This is a genomic window from Spongiivirga citrea (genome assembly GCF_010671565.1).
Classification (GTDB): Bacteria; Bacteroidota; Bacteroidia; order Flavobacteriales; family Flavobacteriaceae; genus Spongiivirga; species Spongiivirga citrea.
This window is the reverse complement of record NZ_JAABOQ010000005.1, coordinates 420,762-438,367: the sequence shown is the minus strand read 5'-3', so window position 1 is coordinate 438,367 and position 17,606 is coordinate 420,762. Positions and strand designations below refer to the sequence as shown.

The following is a 17,606-nucleotide window of genomic DNA, read 5'->3' as shown; positions in this document are numbered from 1 at the left end:
TATAACAACCACAAAAAACTTTAAATGGGGCACAACATTAAACCCGGAGTAGCAACCGGAGATCAGGTTCAAGAAATTTTCAAACTTGCCAAAGAAAAACAATTCGCATTACCAGCAGTCAATGTTATTGGTTCAGACACTATCAATGGTGTTTTAGAAACTGCAGCAGCTTTAAATTCTCCCGTAATTATTCAATTCTCTAACGGAGGTGCTCAATTTAACGCAGGTAAAGGCTTATCAAACGAAGATCAGAAAGCGGCTATTGCTGGATCCGTAGCTGGCGCGCACCATGTTCACTTGTTAGCCAAAGAATATGGCGTTCCTGTTATTTTGCATACAGACCACTGCGCAAAAAAATTATTGCCTTGGATTGATGGTTTGTTAGATGCAAGTGAGGCGTTTTACAAGCAAAACGGAATTCCTTTATATAGTTCTCACATGATCGACCTTTCGGAAGAGCCATTAGAAGAGAATATTGAAATTTGCAAGCGCTATTTAGAGCGTATGAGCAAAATGGATATGACATTAGAAATCGAGTTAGGTATTACTGGAGGCGAAGAAGATGGTGTAGATAATACCGATGTTGATGACTCAAAACTATACACACAACCAGAAGAGGTAGCATACGCATATGAGGAGCTAATGAAGGTTAGTCCTAAATTTACTATTGCTGCTGCTTTTGGAAACGTTCATGGTGTTTATAAGCCAGGGAATGTAAAATTGACTCCGAAGATTTTAAAGAATTCTCAAGAATTTATTTCAGAAAAGTATGGTGTACCACATAACTCTATAGATTTCGTTTTTCACGGTGGGTCCGGTTCTACAGTTGAAGAAATTAGAGAAGCTATTGGTTACGGTGTAATCAAAATGAATATTGATACTGATATGCAGTACGCATTTATGTCGGGTGTAAGAGATTATATGGGCAGCAAAGCGGACTACTTAACAAAGCAAATTGGCAATCCTGATGGGGACGATGTGCCGAACAAGAAATATTACGATCCGCGCGTTTGGCTACGTGAAGGAGAAAAGACATTTGTAGAGCGTTTAAAAAAGGCATTTGAAGACCTTAATAACGTGAATACATTATAAAGTAATACTATTAAAAGCTGATGTTTTAAACAACGTCAGCTTTAATTTTTTTTATATGGCTTGGTTTAAACGAAAAGAAAAAGGTATACAAACAGCGACCGAGGACAAAAAAGATGTCCCTGAAGGTCTGTGGTACAAATCGCCAACAGGTAAGGTAGTCGATTCAGAAGAGCTGGCAAAGAATTTTTATGTTAGTCCTGAAGATGGTTACCATGTTCGCATTGGTAGTAAAGAGTATTTTGAAATCTTATTTGACGACAATAAGTTTAAAGAGTTAGATGAGAAACTGTATTCCAAAGATCCGTTGAAGTTTACCGACACTAAAAAATATACAGATCGTTTAAAAGCAGCAAAAGACAAAACCAACTTAAATGATGCGGTTCGTTGCGCTGTAGGAAAATCAAAAGGGCGGGATGTTGTCATCGCTTGTATGGATTTTGCATTTATTGGTGGATCGATGGGATCGGTAGTTGGAGAAAAGATTGCTCGTGCTGCAGATCACTCATTAAAAAATAACATTCCGTTAATTATTATATCAAAATCTGGAGGTGCCCGAATGATGGAAGCGGCATTGTCTTTAATGCAGTTGGCAAAAACTTCGGCCAAGTTAGCACAATTAGCAGATGCTAAAATTCCTTATATCTCGTTGTGTACTGATCCTACTACAGGCGGTACAACAGCTTCATTTGCGATGTTAGGTGATATTAATATTGCTGAGCCTGGAGCATTAATTGGTTTTGCAGGACCTCGTGTAGTAAAAGACACTACAGGTCAAGACCTACCAGACGGATTTCAAACATCGGAGTTTTTGTTAGAACATGGCTTCTTAGATTTCATATCACATAGAAAGGAATTAAAAAATAAGATCAATCAGTATATTGACTTAATCGGAAATCTACCTCTTCGTGAGTAAGTTATAATTCTGACTTTATAGAAAAAACCTCAACTGTATAAGTTGAGGTTTTTCGCATTATATCCTAATGTTAATTTTTATGTTTTTTATCGATTATTTAATACTTTTTATCTATTAATCGAATTAATTATATATTTTAGCGTTATCAAAATAGCTAACCCGAAACACAAATTAATTTGATATGAAGACGCATTATAGCTTGTTGCTATAGTCATGTTGTTTAGTAGAAAGTCCACCTTAGGTCAAGGTGGACTTTTTTATTCTCAATGTCAGCAAAGGCATAACCACAATTGCAGCAATGCCTTTTGACTAACAAAGAGCGGACTTGCCTCGGTTTATAATACCATTCATAAAGTCAACTTAAAAATGATACGAACAATCACCCTTCTTAATTCCCGAGGTTAAATCGTCTTAATCTTACTTCTTCGCTAGTACCGTCAGGATATGTAAGTGTTCCAAAAGCATCGCAAGTGCCGTCTCCAAAATCTAAATTAGCTGATTGATCCTGACGCGTAATTTGCAATACCCCACTTACAATAAATCGGCAAGCCCATTCTCTTCGCAAAGGCGTAAGTACTTCTTTTTCATATGTAAACCCGTTGCGATTGGTAAAGGTCCAATTACCCGTAATTAAGAACACATTATCACCCCAAAATCCGGTTCCAAATCCTTCTATCCATTCACGAGTTTTCGATCCGCCTAAAACTGCCGATGTTCCATCTGGCCAAGTCGCAGTAATATCTCTGGTTACATTTCCTTGCGGATTTCCATTTTCGTTACTTCTAACCCTAGTTACTACTTTACTTCCCTCAATCGCAACATCATTAAAAGTGAAATTTTCAAATGCAACACTCATTGTCTTCGATGCGGCTGTCAGGTCTTTTGAATAACTAAGATTAATAATACCGGCTAGTACGTTTCCTCCACGAAGTTCACAACCATCACCAAAATCGATGGTTTTTTCAATGCTTGTGCTGGTTTCAACCGTTGTTACAGTTACACAATCAGGTAAAAAATCCGAAATATAGCCTTTTCCTGTAGCTGCGGCCTCATCAGAAGCATACACATCGTCTACTACATTTAAGACATCTTCCGACATGGCATCTGCTTCGTCACTAAGACTTACTTCTTCAATGGTTAGTTTTTCAACCGATAATTCATCGGTAACTGTTTCGTCTTTGTTACAACTTGTAACCAATAGCATACTTCCTATGACCCATAAGTAAGCATGCATTTTTAGATTTGATCTCATAATTAAAAGGTTTAATGTTAATGCTACTATGACTTGACAGAAATAAAAAGGTTTAATATTGTGTTAAAAAAAATGAATTTAGTTACAAACTTGATGCTTTTATTAAGGTGCTTTGCCAATTGTTGCAATGACTATTTTCGCGTTAGGGATTGCAGTGGTTACCCCACAGGGGTTACCATAAGCAAGACCGAGAAGTATGAACTTAAAGCCCGACCCTCTGGAGCTTAAAGTGCAACGAAAAGCCAAGGAGGGAAGCACCCAAATCATTTTTTTTAATTCTTATTTTTTAATTCTTATTTATAATGATATCTTTGCACGCTGGTACGAAAAACGTATCAATACATAATAATCATTTACATAAATATTAGCATGTACTTAACAAAAGAAGTAAAAGAAGAGATTTTCGCAAAGCACGGAAAGTCAGGAAGTGACACCGGTTCGGCAGAAGGTCAAATTGCGTTATTTACGCACAGAATTAATCACTTAACTGGACACTTGAAAAAAAATCATAAAGATTTTAATACTGAGCGTTCGTTAGTAAAGCTAGTAGGTAAGCGTCGCTCATTGCTAGATTACTTGGCAAAGAAAGATATCATGAGATATCGTGCCATAGTGAAAGAATTAGGATTAAGAAAATAAGAAAAAAGAGGCCTCGCTGCCTCTTTTTTTATTTTATATAGTTGCCCAACTTAGGTTAGGTATTTTTAAGGAAAAAGCTTTTTTCGAGTTTTTCATTGGTCTCGCGACGAGTTCGCACACAACTACAACACAACCCTGCCCGTCCAGGAAAGGCGGAGACCAAAGTTTAACACAGTCTTGTTATGGACTGTAATTAATTATTTATGATTCCACAAACTTATAAAGAGGTCATTGACCTTGGAGACGGTAGAGAAATTTCTATCGAAACCGGAAAACTAGCAAAACAGGCACATGGATCTGTTGTGGTGCAATCAGGAAAATGTATGCTTTTGTGTACGGTTGTATCAAATTACAAACAAGCAGATGTTGATTTTTTACCACTTACGGTAGACTATCGTGAGAAATTTGCTGCTGCAGGTCGTTATCCTGGAGGTTTCTTTAAAAGAGAGGCCCGCCCAAGTGATGGAGAAGTATTGACCATGCGTTTGGTTGATCGCGTATTACGCCCATTATTCCCGAAAGATTATCACTCTGAAACACAAGTGATGATACAATTAATGTCTCATGACGACGATGTAATGCCAGATGCAATGGCAGGATTGGCAGCTTCTGCGGCTATCCAATTATCCGATTTCCCATTTGAATGTGCGATTTCTGAGGCACGTGTAGGACGTGTAAATGGTGAGTTCGTTATTAATCCATCAAGAGCACAGCTTGCCGAATCTGACATAGATATGATGATTGGTGCATCTGCAGACTCTGTAATGATGGTTGAAGGTGAGATGGACGAAATCTCTGAAGAAGAGATGACAGAAGCTATTAAATTTGCTCACGAAGCGATTAAAGTACAGTGTGCTGCACAAGAGCGTCTAGCCGCTGCCGTTGGAAAAAAAGAAGTTCGTGAATACGAACCAGAAAGAGAAGATGAAGATCTTGCGAAGAAAATTCATGATATGGCATATGATAAAGTATACGCCGTAGCAAAAGGAGGTTCATCCAAACAAGAACGTGGTGCTGCTTTCGGAGAAATTAAGGAAGAAATTCTCGCTACTTTTTCTGAAGAAGAATTAGAAGATATTGGTGATCTAGTATCTAAATATTACCGCAAAACGGAAAAAGAGGCTGTACGTGATCTTACCTTAAACGAAGGCCTTCGTTTAGATGGTCGCCAAACAACTGATATTCGCCCAATATGGTGTGAAATAGATTACTTACCATCAGTACATGGTTCATCTGTTTTTACACGTGGAGAAACACAAGCACTTGCAACAGTAACATTAGGTACATCGCGTGAAGCCAATCAAATAGATATGCCGTCGCACGAAGGAGAAGAGACATTCTATCTTCACTACAACTTCCCACCGTTTTGTACAGGAGAAGCACGACCAATTCGTGGAACTTCTCGTCGTGAGGTAGGACATGGTAACCTAGCACAGCGTGCACTTAAAGGAATGGTTCCTGATGATTGCCCATATACAGTTCGTATAGTATCTGAAGTATTAGAATCAAACGGATCATCATCAATGGCGACTGTTTGTGCGGGTACAATGGCAATGATGGATGCTGGTGTTCAAATGAAAAAGCCAGTTTCTGGTATTGCAATGGGATTAATTTCTGATGCCGATTCTGGAAAATATGCAGTTCTATCTGATATTTTAGGAGATGAAGATCACCTTGGTGATATGGACTTTAAAGTAACCGGTACTGCCGATGGTATTACTGCTTGCCAGATGGATATTAAGGTAAAAGGTCTTTCATATGAGATTCTTGTAAATGCATTACAGCAAGCGAGAGATGGCCGTTTACATATTCTTGAAAAACTAACTGATACAATTGAAGCACCACGTGAAGATGTAAAAGATTACGCTCCGAAAATGGTAACTACACGTATCGCGAATGACTACATTGGTGCTCTTATCGGTCCTGGTGGAAAAGTGATACAAGAGCTTCAAAAGGAAACCAATACGACCATCGTTATTAACGAAGATCCTGTTACTGAAGAAGGAATTGTTGAAATTTTAGGTACAGGACAAGAAGGTATTGATGCTGTTCTTGCTAAAATCGATTCGATTACATTTAAGCCAGAAGTTGGAAGCGTATACGAAGTAAAAGTAATCAAGATGTTAGATTTTGGTGCTGTTGTTGAGTATTTAGAAGCTCCTGGAAATGAAGTATTATTACACGTATCTGAGCTTGCTTGGGAGCGTACTGAAAATGTATCTGATGTGGTAAACATGGGAGATGTATTTGATGTGAAGTACTTTGGTATTGACAAACGCACTCGTAAAGAGAAAGTTTCTAGAAAAGCAATTCTTCCTAAACCGGAAGGTTATGTTGAGCGTGCGCCACGTGAGCGCAATGACAGAAACGATCGAGGCAGAGATAACCGTGGTAGAGACAATAGAAACCGTGGTGACAGAAAGCCAAGAGAAAATAGAGACTAATTGTTTTTATTTACAATAATCAAAAACCCGGCAAAATAGCCGGGTTTTTTAGTTTGTATCGGTAATTAATCCCCCCGCCACGTATTGCCATCTAGATCATCAAACCCAATGAACCCGTATTTCTTATCATAATATATAACATTCACGTTTCTATCTAATCCAAACCAACTTCCCGCTATTTCATTTTTAGGCGAGTTAAAGGTTAAAACATCACTATATTCCTTTACATTAATTACCATCTTAGAGGTGATTGCCTCAAAATCAATATTAATTCTCTCCGGAAGGTTAGAAGACTCATCCAATGGCTTGTTCCAAAGCTCAAAGTAAATACTCCCAACCAACGAATTCGTTCTTGTTTTCGAAATGTCTATTACAAAGGTTGCAAAGGGGTCTGGAACAGCTACAAATTCCATCTCCACGCGTTGCGTATCAAAATGATATAACAAATAACCTCCGCCACCAGAAAAAGTTCCGCGCGTATATGCACCCTCCCTCCCGTTCTTGCTCATTTGCACCCTTAGTGATATGATCTCCTCATTTTGATTTTTAAAAACAACAATATCATTTGTTTCGGGTACTTTTACGAGTAATTGGTCTGTATCTAATTCATTGAATTGAAAGTACTCATAACCTTCTATTTCTGATTGCCTATCTGAGCATCCAACAAAAAGCAACAGCAGTATTGGTACTATTTTAAAAAACAGATTTTTCATAATTTATTTCTTTAAAAAATTAAAATCGTTTTCCAAGGGTGACTCCCACTCTTGGTACAAATTCAAATAGATCATTATTACCAAAATTTCTACCAATTCCTCCGTAAACTTCAGCTACAAAACCTTTTCGTGATAAAAATTTGCCTCCTATCGAAAAGCCAAGCGCAAAACTATCTTGAACAGGTGGCTCAACAGGCATCCCTCCTAGTCCAATATCGAAAAAATCATTGTCTTGAAGCCGATTATACATGGCGAAGCCTTCAACAAAAAAACCTGCAGCTGGTTTTTCACCAAAATACAGTCTGTAGTATGGCGTTATTAATAATCTCAGGAATTCTTCTTCCTCTACTGCAAAAGCTAATGAAACTCCTATCGCAGATTCTTCATTGAGCAAGCGCTCATAGCCAAGTTCAGCCACACCAGCAATAAGGTATGCTGCGTTTGCTTTAAATTCATTTTTCTTTGTTGGGGAAAACGATTGTTCTTGACTGTAAACCATTGCAGTCAATAGCATGATGACCATGCCCATTGTTTTCTTCATAATAAATGTATTTAAATGTTGTGCTTTCTAAATTAGTCGAGAACCTGGATTATTAGTCCCATTTTAGTTGATTTGGATAATCTCGGATTCTTTTTAATCAAGTTTTAACACCTCAATATATGCTCTTGAAAACAAAAAAGCCTTCCCAAATTAATGAGAAGGCTAAAGTTTGTTAATCCGTATAATATGACATTTGGCTAATTAGAAAGCTAATGATCAATTACATGGTTTTCGATTAACAAACCCCCCAACAATACGCCGATGTTTTGATCACAGTCAGCAAGCTATTGAAATCTTCAAAAGCAATACTAAAAGTGAAACAACGACGCAATAAATGTAGGATTCCTCTTAACTATGAGTGTCCGAGATTATCCAAATTCTTAAAACTCGGACAAATTAACTATTCACGTTTGCCCTATAAATAGTGGGTGTCTGCCCAGTAAACTTCTTAAATGCAGCATAAAAGGTAGAACGTGAGTTAAATCCACATTCTAAACCAATAGAAAGAATTGTGTATTGTTTGAACTGCGTATCCGTTAGTAGCTTCTTTGCCTGATTAACGCGATAATTATTTATATAGTCAGAAAAATTAAAGTCGCTAAACATATTAATATGAAGCGATAATTGACTTGTACTCATGCTCAATTCTTCCGCCAATAATTCTTGATTCAATTTTGGATTCAAATAACATCTACTATCCTTAACAAAATCATTAATTCTTTTAAACACAGATTTCTGCGTTTCTGTAGCCTCGACTTGCTTCTCTGCGATAATCGAAGTACTTGCCTCTTTAGCGACCAACTTCTTGATACTATCACTAACCGATATTCTTTTACGAAGCGCCATACGATCACGAGTAAGAATGTATCTAAACATTCCCTGATAGCCAATCCAATACAACAAAATAGAACTACCTAAACGCAACGGATAATATGAATGAGGCGCACTAATACCACTTACTGTATTATTCATAACAATAGCCAATAACCAGGCGCCAACGATCACCCCGCCAAGCTTAACAAAATTCTTAATCCATTTTATGTCGTCATATTCTAAAATATGCTGGTATAGGTTTTGTTTCTTAAAAACTACTGTCAGCGCCTTGATAAAAATGAAAACACAAAAGATTGCGTTAATAATTTCCTCGACATTGTTGTACTGTTTCATTAACGATGCGGCGCCTTGCTCATCACTAAAATTATATAAATAGGTAATTACTGAGAACCGAACGACCAACTCTATCGCAAAAAGTGTCATTGTAAATATTAAAAAGGTTTTCAATTTCTTTTCAATATTGAGGTAGTTTAATAAAAAGACATAAAACATTGGAAACATTGGCATATACCAAGGCACCAATAAGTACTTAATAAAAAAGTTAGAAGATACATAGCCGCTTTCGATAAGCCATGCTTGTAAATTGTTTAGAGATAGAAAAAAAACGACTAGATTAAGGTATAAAACCGTCTTACCACTCTTCTTATCTGAAAAGAAAGAAGCGATATTAAATATAAAGCCCTGAACAGCTCCCGCTATTAGTAAAAATTTAAAAAAGGTCGTTCCCACAGTTAGTTTAAGGCAATAAATGTAAGTTTTTTTATATCATATTCTAACAACTATCATTTTTAAAATGAAACATTTCACAAAATATTAGACTGTTTATACACGTATTTTTATAATCGACACCTAATAAAAATTAGGATATCAATTCGTTAATAGAAAATATAACCTATAAGGTTAAACGCATTAATCTAAGCTTTGATTAAATAGCATCACTCCTAACCATAATAATGAGTAATTCTCGATAAATAGCACTCGCTCAAGAACAAACCAACAAAACCCAGTTAAGCCACTATAGTCTAATTATAAAAAGAATTATAGCCGAAAAATTTCAGACACCTGATTTTTATTTGCAACCTTTTACTTTTTTCAGGTCTTATAAATAAAACAGGAGCTTACCTATCATGAAAAATGCAAAAAATCACCTATCTGTATATGTTTTATACCTATTCATATTCAGTATTTCAGGATGTAATCAAGACAGCACAGAACAACCACTAGATAGTAAATTTTTAATAGGAGAAACTGGTCCTGGGGGAGGAATAATTTTTTATGACAAAGGTGAGATCTCCAGAGGATGGAGATACATCGAAGTTGCTCCTTCGAATTTAAGAATATCAGAATGGGGATGCTTCAGCGCGCCAATTACCGATGCCCGAAATCTAGAACTGGGAACAGGTCTTGCCAATACCGAGGCAATTGTCCTTTTTCACGATGCATTAAATGATTTTTACAATAATCCTTCGGTATGCAGCGAAGAAAGCAACGGTACCGTAGCTGCAAAACTATGCCAAGAATACAGCAACAATGGCTTCAATGATTGGTTTTTGCCCTCTGAAGAAGAATCTTTTTTAATGTACAAGAACTTACATTTAAACGGAATAGGAGGATTTGAAGATAATTTGTATTGGACCTCTTCTGAACACGACTTTAATACCGCCACGGCCACCGATTTTAGCAATGGTGACCAAGGCTGGCTCTGTAAACAGTGTGGCATAGCAATTGTAAGGCCCGTACGGTATTTTTAAAACAAACCATAAGCTTAATTTCTAATTGAATAATAAAAACCATAATCATGTTTAAAACAAAGCACCAATTTTTAATATATAGCACTATTCTATTTTGTCTGTCTTTTTTGGTTTCTTGTAACAATGACGACACCATTGAACCACGGGCGGAAGAAGTTTGCGATCTTGCTGAGATTGCAGCATACCCAGGCACCAGTTGTTGCCCTGCAGGTTTTACGGAAGCCCGACCAAATGAAGAACTTAACTATTCGATTCATACCAATATCACTAACCCAGAGTTTACATGGTCGGTAGTATCGGGGTCCATAATACTGATAGAAGGGCAAAATACAGAAAACGCTGTTTTTAGATTTGGCAGTGGTTTTACTGGTGGTATAATTAGAATAAGTAGCTCTGGAGATGATAAAGTTTGTTCAACAACTATCTCGATTGTCAGAATATAAGAATTACCTATTTTACCTAAAAAACAATCAGGACCATCCTGTATGTTTTTATAAAACCATCCAAACAAAGCTTTGCTTTTGACAATAGAAAAATTAATTTCTGAGTGTAAAAAAAATAACCCAAAGGCACAGGAATCCCTGTTCGTGAAATACAAACAGGCATTATTTAACCTTTGTCTTAAATATGCCAAAAATCAAGCTGAGGCAGAAGATATTTTACAGGACACTTTCCTAACCATTTTTAAAAAAATAAAAACCTATAAAGGTCAAGGTTCATTTGAGGGTTGGATGAAAAGAATAGCAATAAACAAATCCATAGATCGATACAAAAAAGACCTATTTGTATTTACTGATATCAAAGAGGAAATAACAGATGACACAGCAATCGACCAAAATGAGGTTTTGGGCATGTCTCTGGATACCATATTGGGTTTTGTACAAGCCTTACCCTCTAAATATAGGTTAACCTTCAATATGTATGAGTTGGATGATTACTCGCATAAGGAAATAGCCAAGATATTATCAATTTCTGAGGGCACCTCAAAATCTAATCTTCACAGGGCTAAGGTAATGCTCAAGGAAATGATAATGAACAACAAAGAAAGCAAAACAGTGAGATGATGGAGAAGAAAAAAGATTTAGGGTCTATTTTCAAGCAGCATTTATCCGCTTTGGATAAATCACCTAGTGAATTCGTTTGGAAAAATATTCTTAAGGAGAAAAAAAGAAAAAAAAGAAGATTTTTCTTCTTACTTTTTTCTGGTATTACCGCAGTTATTATAATGATGTCATTTATTGGAATACAGCTTAACCAAAAAGACGCCGAGTATGAATTACCAACTATTAATACTGTTACAACCAAGGATGATAATTGTATTGATGCTATACCTGAAAGTGAAGATAAAATAGTTAATATAGAAGATGTAACGGATAATGCGAACAGCGTTGCACCTACAAAAGATATCGATATACGTACTATTAAAACAAAGCAGGACGATGCGGGCTTAAATCAGAAAAATACGATCCCTGTACCTAACAGCTCAACACGTCAAAGCCCTTTTAAATCAAATAAGAAGAAAATTACCCAGACATTAAATAATACTATAAATAGTGATACTGATAACATTTCCAAAGACGCTTCGGAAGCTACTTACATAAATAGCCCTTCTACTGAACAATCAATACACAAAACCAACAGCATTACAAATGACAATGAACCACATGAGAATGGCATAAATAAAATCGTAGAACAAGATTCTCTGCAACAAGAAACCGAACTCCCAATCAAAAAAATAAAAAGTGAATTAGAACCCAAGAAAAAAGAAGAGGAAGAAATAAAAAGACCGTTTAGGATCTTTGTGCATGCTTCTCCAACATATTATAATGCTTTCAGCAATTATTCTATTATTGATCAAAGTTTAGATGAAAACACCAAAAATGGCGGTATATCCTTGAGTTATGGTGTGTACCTAACCTACCAGCTATCAAATAAAACGAGTCTCAGACTTGGTGTAAACATGTTAAATGCTGTTTATAACACCAACCAGGTCATATCTAATTCACCCAATACATTATTGAATTACTCCTTTATTGACTACGCAAGCCAAATACCATCAGCCCAACTCAATACAATTTTTGAAAACAATACTAAAATAACGTTGAAACAAACCATAAAAAGTGTGGAGATCCCTATTGAAATGAGTAACAAAATCTATTTCAACAATCGCTTTAAGGTTAATATCATTTCAGGAATTAGCTTGTCTCGTCTAACAGATTCTTCTGTAGCGGTTATCCAAAACGATTTACCTTCGATACTACTTGGTCAAACAACCCAATACCCAAGAGTTTTCTTTACCGTCAATGTTGGTATCGGACTGCAGTATGGGCTGACAAAAAATATAAGGTTTCAGGCAGAGCCAATCTTCAAATACCAAATGAACTCATTAAATAACCGTCCGAGAAATTTCAATCCCTACTTTATTGGTATACAATCTGGAATTAGCTTCATCATAAAGTAAACCAATCTTGGATGCATAAACCCCCTCTATACGCTAGGGGGTTTTGTTTTGCAGTAACAGCGAATAACAAGCTCACTATCAGATATACAAAAATATATTTCTTATTTAATGTAACATTTAGGTAACATTGTACGTATAATATATTGCCGACATAATCTTCACAACGATTTTGCCGTGCTTAACCCAAAATAATAGGAGAAAAAATTCATGAGACAGCTTAAAATTACAAAGCAGGTTACCAACCGTGAAACCGCGTCCTTAGACAAATACTTACAAGAAATTGGTAAAGTTGATCTAATTACTGCTGATGAAGAGGTAGAATTAGCACAGCGTATTAAAGCTGGTGATCAAATTGCCTTAGAAAAACTTACAAAAGCGAACCTACGTTTCGTAGTATCTGTTGCAAAACAGTACCAAAACCAAGGTTTAACATTACCAGATCTTATTAATGAAGGTAATTTAGGTTTGATAAAAGCGGCACAACGTTTTGACGAAACTCGTGGATTTAAATTTATCTCCTACGCTGTATGGTGGATTCGTCAATCTATTCTTCAAGCATTAGCAGAGCAATCACGTATTGTTCGTTTGCCATTGAATAAGATTGGATCTATCAATAAGATTAATAAAACATTTGCTTTCCTTGAGCAATCTCATGAACGCGCACCAAGTGCCGAAGAGATTGCAAAGGAATTAGATATGACTGTGAATGACGTAAAGGAGTCTATGAAGAACTCTGGACGTCATGTATCGATGGATGCCCCTCTTGTTGAAGGTGAAGACTCAAACCTTTATGACGTTTTACGTTCAGGTGAATCACCAAATCCTGATAAAGACCTTTTACATGAGTCTTTGCGTACTGAAATTGAGCGTGCTTTAGAAACATTAACTCCTCGTGAGGCAGATGTAATTCGTTTGTACTTTGGTTTAGGTGATCAACACCCAATGACCTTAGAAGAGATTGGCGAAACCTTCGATTTGACTCGTGAACGTGTGCGACAAATCAAAGAAAAGGCAATTCGTCGATTAAAACATACATCTCGCAGTAAAATATTAAAAACATATTTGGGATAAACCAAAAAGTCGGTTATATTTACCTGATTACAATTTAGAAAATTGTTAGGTTCATTTTTTAGAACCGACTATTATAGTAACAACAGTTTACATAACTGTTCGTTTTTTGATTGATGAAAGAAAACCCCGGCTGATTACCGGGGTTTTTGTTTAATTAATAAACAAAAAGAATGAAGTGAGTTCTAAATCTTGTAAGCAACTAATATAATACCCCCCTGAAGATGATACATTCTTTATGTTATTTTAGTACAGCCGATTCTTCTCTTGGCACCAATGATTTCGAAGAACTATTTGAATATGTTGTTACAAAAAACACTTCCCAAGAAATTACGGGCGTATTAGTCTATGGTCAAGGCAATTTCATGCAAATTATGGAGGGCCCTAAAAAAAAGATAATCTCTATTTTTAATCGTATTAAGGAAGACAATCGCCATCATAATGTCATTAAAGTAATTGAAAAGGATTACCCAGACCGAATTTTCGGAAAGTATGATTACGGTTTTAAAGTAGTCAAAGATCTAACTAGTCTTAAAGAACTCAAAAACTATATTACATTACTTAATAATAATCCTTCAAAACATACGTCTAAATTTATTAGTCTAATTGAACATTTCCTTAAAAACACATAAACCCTAATTATACACTCACCAGGCCCTGTAGTTATGCTAAATTCGATTTTGAAAAATAACTTTCATTCGATTCTTTTTTTGATTTTTGTTCTAATTTTGGCTGGATGCAGCTCATCTAAGTTTAAATCTAAATGGCTCCAAACAGAATCTCCTCAATATTTTAAAGCCGTTTTTACAACCACTAGAGGTGATTTTGAGATCAAGTCTTACCGCAAGTGGTCTCCTCAAGGAGTAGATAGGTTATATCAACTCATTACGTACGGTTATTTCGATTCAGTTCCTGTATATAGAATGATTCCTAATTACGTTGCCCAATTTGGAAAGCCTGATAGTATTATTAATTCGCAATGGGGTCAGAAAAAGGTATTAGATGAACCTGTGATCGAAAAAAATGTTTTTGGTACTATGGCGTTTGCCAGAGATACAATAAATACTAGAGGATTACAGCTTTTCATAAATCTAAAAAACAATTCTCCACGCTTAGATACGATTCATTATTCCGGAGTAACAGGGTTTCCCGTTATAGCAAAAGTCACTTCTGGAATGAAGAATGTAAAAGCCTTTTTCTCTTATGGAGCGAAGCCAATGAATGACTATGACTCCATTTCAAAGGACAATCTTTTTATAAGAAGAAAATACCCAAAAATCGATTATATTTTGAAGGCCGAGATAACTACAGTAAAGGAAAAATAATGAAACTATTTCTTACCCCCCTTTTCCCTCAAAACCAAAAATCCATTTACAAAAATCCAGCAAATCAAAATATCTAGGGTTAAGTTTTCAGGAAACCAACCCCAATTAGTATCAGGGCAATCTACAATAAACTCATGATAGTATCTAAAAGGAAAACCAATCGCTAATTCACCGTCATTATCATAACCAGTAATCGGGGAATTAACAGAATTAAGAACCGTTATAAATGAAATAGTAGCAAATAGGAAAACGGAATAAATTGTACCTTTTAACAATGTTTTTCTCATCTAATACACCTTATACAACCAAACCCTAGAAACAACTAAAACCCCAATAAGCATCACATTAATCAACATAATAACAAAAGGATCTTTATGTGCAGCATGCGCGACTATCGCTGTCACAAAAAATAAGAATACTCCAGCATACGCCCAATCTTTAGCTACTAATGGAATTTGTGGGATAAGAATAATTAGAACAGCAATCACTTTTAAAACAGCTAGCTGAACTCTAAAAAAATCAGGAAAGCCCAATTCCTTAACACCATCTATTGTCGTCTTGCTAAATATATAGGTATAAGCACTCCACAATAAAAACAAACAAAGTAGTGCTGTTGAAATCCAGTAAACTGTCTTCATATTAGTTAATCTCAGGCGTATCCAATTGAGCCAACGAGGCCTCAATCTCTTCCTTGGTTATCTCATGTTTTACAATCTTACCTGCAAAATAATCTTCGTAAGCCTTCATATCAAAATTACCATGACCACATAGGTTGAATAATATGGTTTTAGAAACACCTTCTTCTTTACATTTTTTAGCTTCAGCTATTGCAGTTGCTATACCATGGGTAGCTTCTGGTGCAGGAACAATACCTTCTGATCTAGCAAATAGCACTCCAGCTTCAAAAACCTCTAGATTATCGTGGGCTACTGCCTCTATCAATTTATCTCGTAACAACTGGCTCACAATTACACCTGCCCCATGATAGCGTAAACCACCTGCATGAATTGGTGCTGGAACAAAGTTATGCCCCAATGTGTACATTGGCAATAAAGGGGTCATTCCCACGGTATCCCCAAAATCGTATCGAAAAACACCACGGGTAAGTTTCGGACAGGAAGTAGGCTCACTAGCTATACAGCGGATATTTCGACCTTCCTCAAAATTAAGTCGTAAAAATGGGAATGAAAGTCCAGCAAAATTTGACCCACCACCAAAAGGAGCAATTACAATATCAGGCATGTCTCCCGCTTTTTCCATTTGTTTTATGGCTTCCTGACCAACAATTGTTTGATGCAGTTTTACATGATTTAGCACACTACCTAATGCATATTTTGTGTCCTCATTAGTCGCAGCTCGTTCTATTGCTTCAGAAATTGCAATCCCTAAAGATCCAGTAGTATTAGGATCCTGTGCCAATATCTTTCGGCCGGCTTCTGTTGCATCAGAGGGCGAAGGAAATACTTTTGCGCCCCAAGTATTCATCATTGTTTTTCGATAAGGCTTATGATCGTAAGACAACCTTACCATATACACCTCACAATCCAATCCGAAATGGTTACAAGCAAAACTCAATGCGCTACCCCATTGTCCCGCTCCAGTTTCTGTGGTAATTCTCTTTACCCCTTCTTTCATATTATAATATGCCTGTGGCACTGCCGTATTTGGCTTATGCGAACCTGATGGACTCGTACCTTCATATTTATAATAGATTTTGGCTGGAGTATCTAATGCCTTTTCTAGTCCATAAGCACGGTATAAGGGTGTTGGCCTCCACAATGAATATATATTACGAACCTCATCAGGAATTTCAACCCACTTATCCGTTGTTACTTCTTGCTTAATTAATTCCATAGGAAACAATGGCGCTAGAGCATCTGGCCCAATAGGTTCTTTTGTTCCAGGATGCAAAGGCGGAAGAGGCTTATTAGGCATATCAGCTATGACATTATACCATTTTTCTGGAATTTCTTTTTCAGTTAGAAGGATTTTTCTGGTTTTCATATAGTAGTAAGTTATTTTTCAGTCTGATTCAACACCCCATTTCAATGGTCTTTTGAATCATTAAATTGCCAAAGAACGTTTACAATTTGCCACTTTCCGTTTAATTTGACAATATGCATATAATCAATCCAATCGTCTGCTATCAACTTAACCGAAGCGGTTTTATCGAATACATCAAGTATAATCACTTCTTTCTTTGGATTCTCAGGAAATTTATCTCCTTTTATATTATAGGATTCCGCAAGTAGAATCATTGCGTCTGTAAAAGTTTCTCTTAGGTATTCCTTTTTGGTTTTCTTATTGGTCCAAAAAGTTCTTTTTACCATTCGCGGGTGTGCCGAACGCTCAAACTTCTCCGGCTTTACCTCATGTTGCGACTCAATGTAATCTAATGCAGCCCGTTTTATTGCTAAAGAATCTTGTCGAGATTGGGCACTAATAGCGCAAGAAAAGACACAAATCAAGATAACAATTAAAGATTTCATAATGATGAAACAAATGGAATGATAGATTACATAAATATAACCATATCCGACTTAAATTCCTTTGCGAATAAAAATTCTAAGTTC

The 17,606-nt window shown here is 36.3% G+C and carries 19 protein-coding genes; 11 read left to right on the top strand and 8 right to left on the bottom strand.

Features of this window, described 5'->3' with window-relative positions; all coding sequences use genetic code 11:
* Window positions 1-24 precede the first annotated feature (24 nt).
* Both fbaA and accD read left to right on the top strand, forming a co-directional pair.
* Complete coding sequence (gene fbaA, locus GWK10_RS13970; RefSeq protein ID WP_164032997.1) at window positions 25-1,092, top strand: class II fructose-bisphosphate aldolase; 1,068 nt, start codon at window positions 25-27, stop codon at window positions 1,090-1,092.
* 55 nt (window positions 1,093-1,147) lie between these two features.
* Window positions 1,148-2,005 (top strand): acetyl-CoA carboxylase, carboxyltransferase subunit beta, encoded by an 858-nt coding sequence (gene accD, locus GWK10_RS13965; protein WP_164032996.1) that lies wholly within the window; start codon window positions 1,148-1,150, stop codon window positions 2,003-2,005.
* Window positions 2,006-2,393: 388 nt separating this feature from the next.
* Here the strand turns inward: accD and GWK10_RS13960 are convergent, their stop codons facing one another.
* The gene (locus GWK10_RS13960) at window positions 2,394-3,257 is read right to left on the bottom strand and encodes a hypothetical protein (protein ID WP_164032995.1); all 864 of its coding nucleotides are present in this window, start codon (window positions 3,255-3,257) and stop codon (window positions 2,394-2,396) included.
* A 369-nt stretch (window positions 3,258-3,626) separates the two neighbouring features.
* On the opposite strand from GWK10_RS13960, the gene rpsO reads away from it, so the two are divergent.
* Together rpsO and GWK10_RS13950 are read left to right on the top strand one after the other, a co-directional pair.
* On the top strand, window positions 3,627-3,896 hold the full coding sequence (gene rpsO, locus GWK10_RS13955; RefSeq protein ID WP_164032994.1) for a 30S ribosomal protein S15: 270 nt from the start codon (window positions 3,627-3,629) through the stop codon (window positions 3,894-3,896).
* Window positions 3,897-4,099: 203 nt separating this feature from the next.
* The gene (locus tag GWK10_RS13950) at window positions 4,100-6,340 is read left to right on the top strand and encodes a polyribonucleotide nucleotidyltransferase (RefSeq protein ID WP_164032993.1); all 2,241 of its coding nucleotides are present in this window, start codon (window positions 4,100-4,102) and stop codon (window positions 6,338-6,340) included.
* A 65-nt stretch (window positions 6,341-6,405) separates the two neighbouring features.
* On the opposite strand, the gene GWK10_RS13945 is transcribed toward GWK10_RS13950, so the two are convergent.
* From GWK10_RS13945 to GWK10_RS18650, 3 genes are all read right to left on the bottom strand, one after another.
* Complete coding sequence (locus tag GWK10_RS13945) at window positions 6,406-7,053, bottom strand: hypothetical protein (protein ID WP_164032992.1); 648 nt, start codon at window positions 7,051-7,053, stop codon at window positions 6,406-6,408.
* A 19-nt stretch (window positions 7,054-7,072) separates the two neighbouring features.
* On the bottom strand, window positions 7,073-7,594 hold the full coding sequence (locus tag GWK10_RS13940) for a DUF3575 domain-containing protein (RefSeq protein ID WP_164032991.1): 522 nt from the start codon (window positions 7,592-7,594) through the stop codon (window positions 7,073-7,075).
* 396 nt (window positions 7,595-7,990) lie between these two features.
* Window positions 7,991-9,157, bottom strand: a complete 1,167-nt coding sequence (locus tag GWK10_RS18650) for a helix-turn-helix domain-containing protein (protein ID WP_164032990.1) — start codon at window positions 9,155-9,157, stop codon at window positions 7,991-7,993.
* 398 nt (window positions 9,158-9,555) lie between these two features.
* On the opposite strand from GWK10_RS18650, the gene GWK10_RS13930 reads away from it, so the two are divergent.
* From GWK10_RS13930 to GWK10_RS13900, 7 genes are all read left to right on the top strand, one after another.
* Window positions 9,556-10,179, top strand: coding sequence for a DUF1566 domain-containing protein (locus GWK10_RS13930; protein ID WP_164032989.1), 624 nt, complete (start codon window positions 9,556-9,558; stop codon window positions 10,177-10,179).
* Between the two features lie 47 nt (window positions 10,180-10,226).
* Window positions 10,227-10,622, top strand: a complete 396-nt coding sequence (locus GWK10_RS13925; RefSeq protein ID WP_164032988.1) for a hypothetical protein — start codon at window positions 10,227-10,229, stop codon at window positions 10,620-10,622.
* Window positions 10,623-10,766: 144 nt separating this feature from the next.
* Window positions 10,767-11,243, top strand: a complete 477-nt coding sequence (locus GWK10_RS13920) for an RNA polymerase sigma factor (protein ID WP_394351664.1) — start codon at window positions 10,767-10,769, stop codon at window positions 11,241-11,243.
* The gene (locus GWK10_RS13915) at window positions 11,243-12,640 is read left to right on the top strand and encodes a hypothetical protein (RefSeq protein WP_164032986.1); all 1,398 of its coding nucleotides are present in this window, start codon (window positions 11,243-11,245) and stop codon (window positions 12,638-12,640) included. Before GWK10_RS13920 ends, GWK10_RS13915 begins: the two co-directional genes overlap by 1 nt.
* Before the next feature lie 207 nt (window positions 12,641-12,847).
* Window positions 12,848-13,711: a sigma-70 family RNA polymerase sigma factor gene (locus GWK10_RS13910; RefSeq protein ID WP_164032985.1), complete on the top strand. Its 864-nt coding sequence runs from the start codon at window positions 12,848-12,850 to the stop codon at window positions 13,709-13,711.
* Window positions 13,712-13,932: 221 nt separating this feature from the next.
* On the top strand, window positions 13,933-14,340 hold the full coding sequence (locus tag GWK10_RS13905; RefSeq protein ID WP_164032984.1) for a BLUF domain-containing protein: 408 nt from the start codon (window positions 13,933-13,935) through the stop codon (window positions 14,338-14,340).
* A 78-nt stretch (window positions 14,341-14,418) separates the two neighbouring features.
* Window positions 14,419-15,033 carry a peptidylprolyl isomerase gene (locus GWK10_RS13900; RefSeq protein ID WP_239540763.1) on the top strand — a complete coding sequence of 205 codons (615 nt, stop codon included), beginning with the start codon at window positions 14,419-14,421 and terminating at the stop codon, window positions 15,031-15,033.
* Window positions 15,034-15,038: 5 nt separating this feature from the next.
* On the opposite strand, the gene GWK10_RS13895 is transcribed toward GWK10_RS13900, so the two are convergent.
* Genes GWK10_RS13895 through GWK10_RS13880 form a run of 4 tightly spaced genes read right to left on the bottom strand, consistent with a single transcriptional unit; the run spans window position 15,039 to window position 17,522 of the window.
* Window positions 15,039-15,320, bottom strand: coding sequence for a hypothetical protein (locus GWK10_RS13895; protein ID WP_164032982.1), 282 nt, complete (start codon window positions 15,318-15,320; stop codon window positions 15,039-15,041).
* Entirely contained in the window at window positions 15,321-15,671 is a 351-nt protein-coding gene (locus GWK10_RS13890) for a DoxX family protein (RefSeq protein ID WP_164032981.1), read from the bottom strand.
* A gap of 1 nt (window position 15,672) precedes the next feature.
* Window positions 15,673-17,037, bottom strand: a complete 1,365-nt coding sequence (locus GWK10_RS13885; protein WP_164032980.1) for a TrpB-like pyridoxal phosphate-dependent enzyme — start codon at window positions 17,035-17,037, stop codon at window positions 15,673-15,675.
* A 41-nt stretch (window positions 17,038-17,078) separates the two neighbouring features.
* Window positions 17,079-17,522, bottom strand: a complete 444-nt coding sequence (locus GWK10_RS13880) for a nuclear transport factor 2 family protein (protein WP_164032979.1) — start codon at window positions 17,520-17,522, stop codon at window positions 17,079-17,081.
* Window positions 17,523-17,606: the final 84 nt, after the last annotated feature.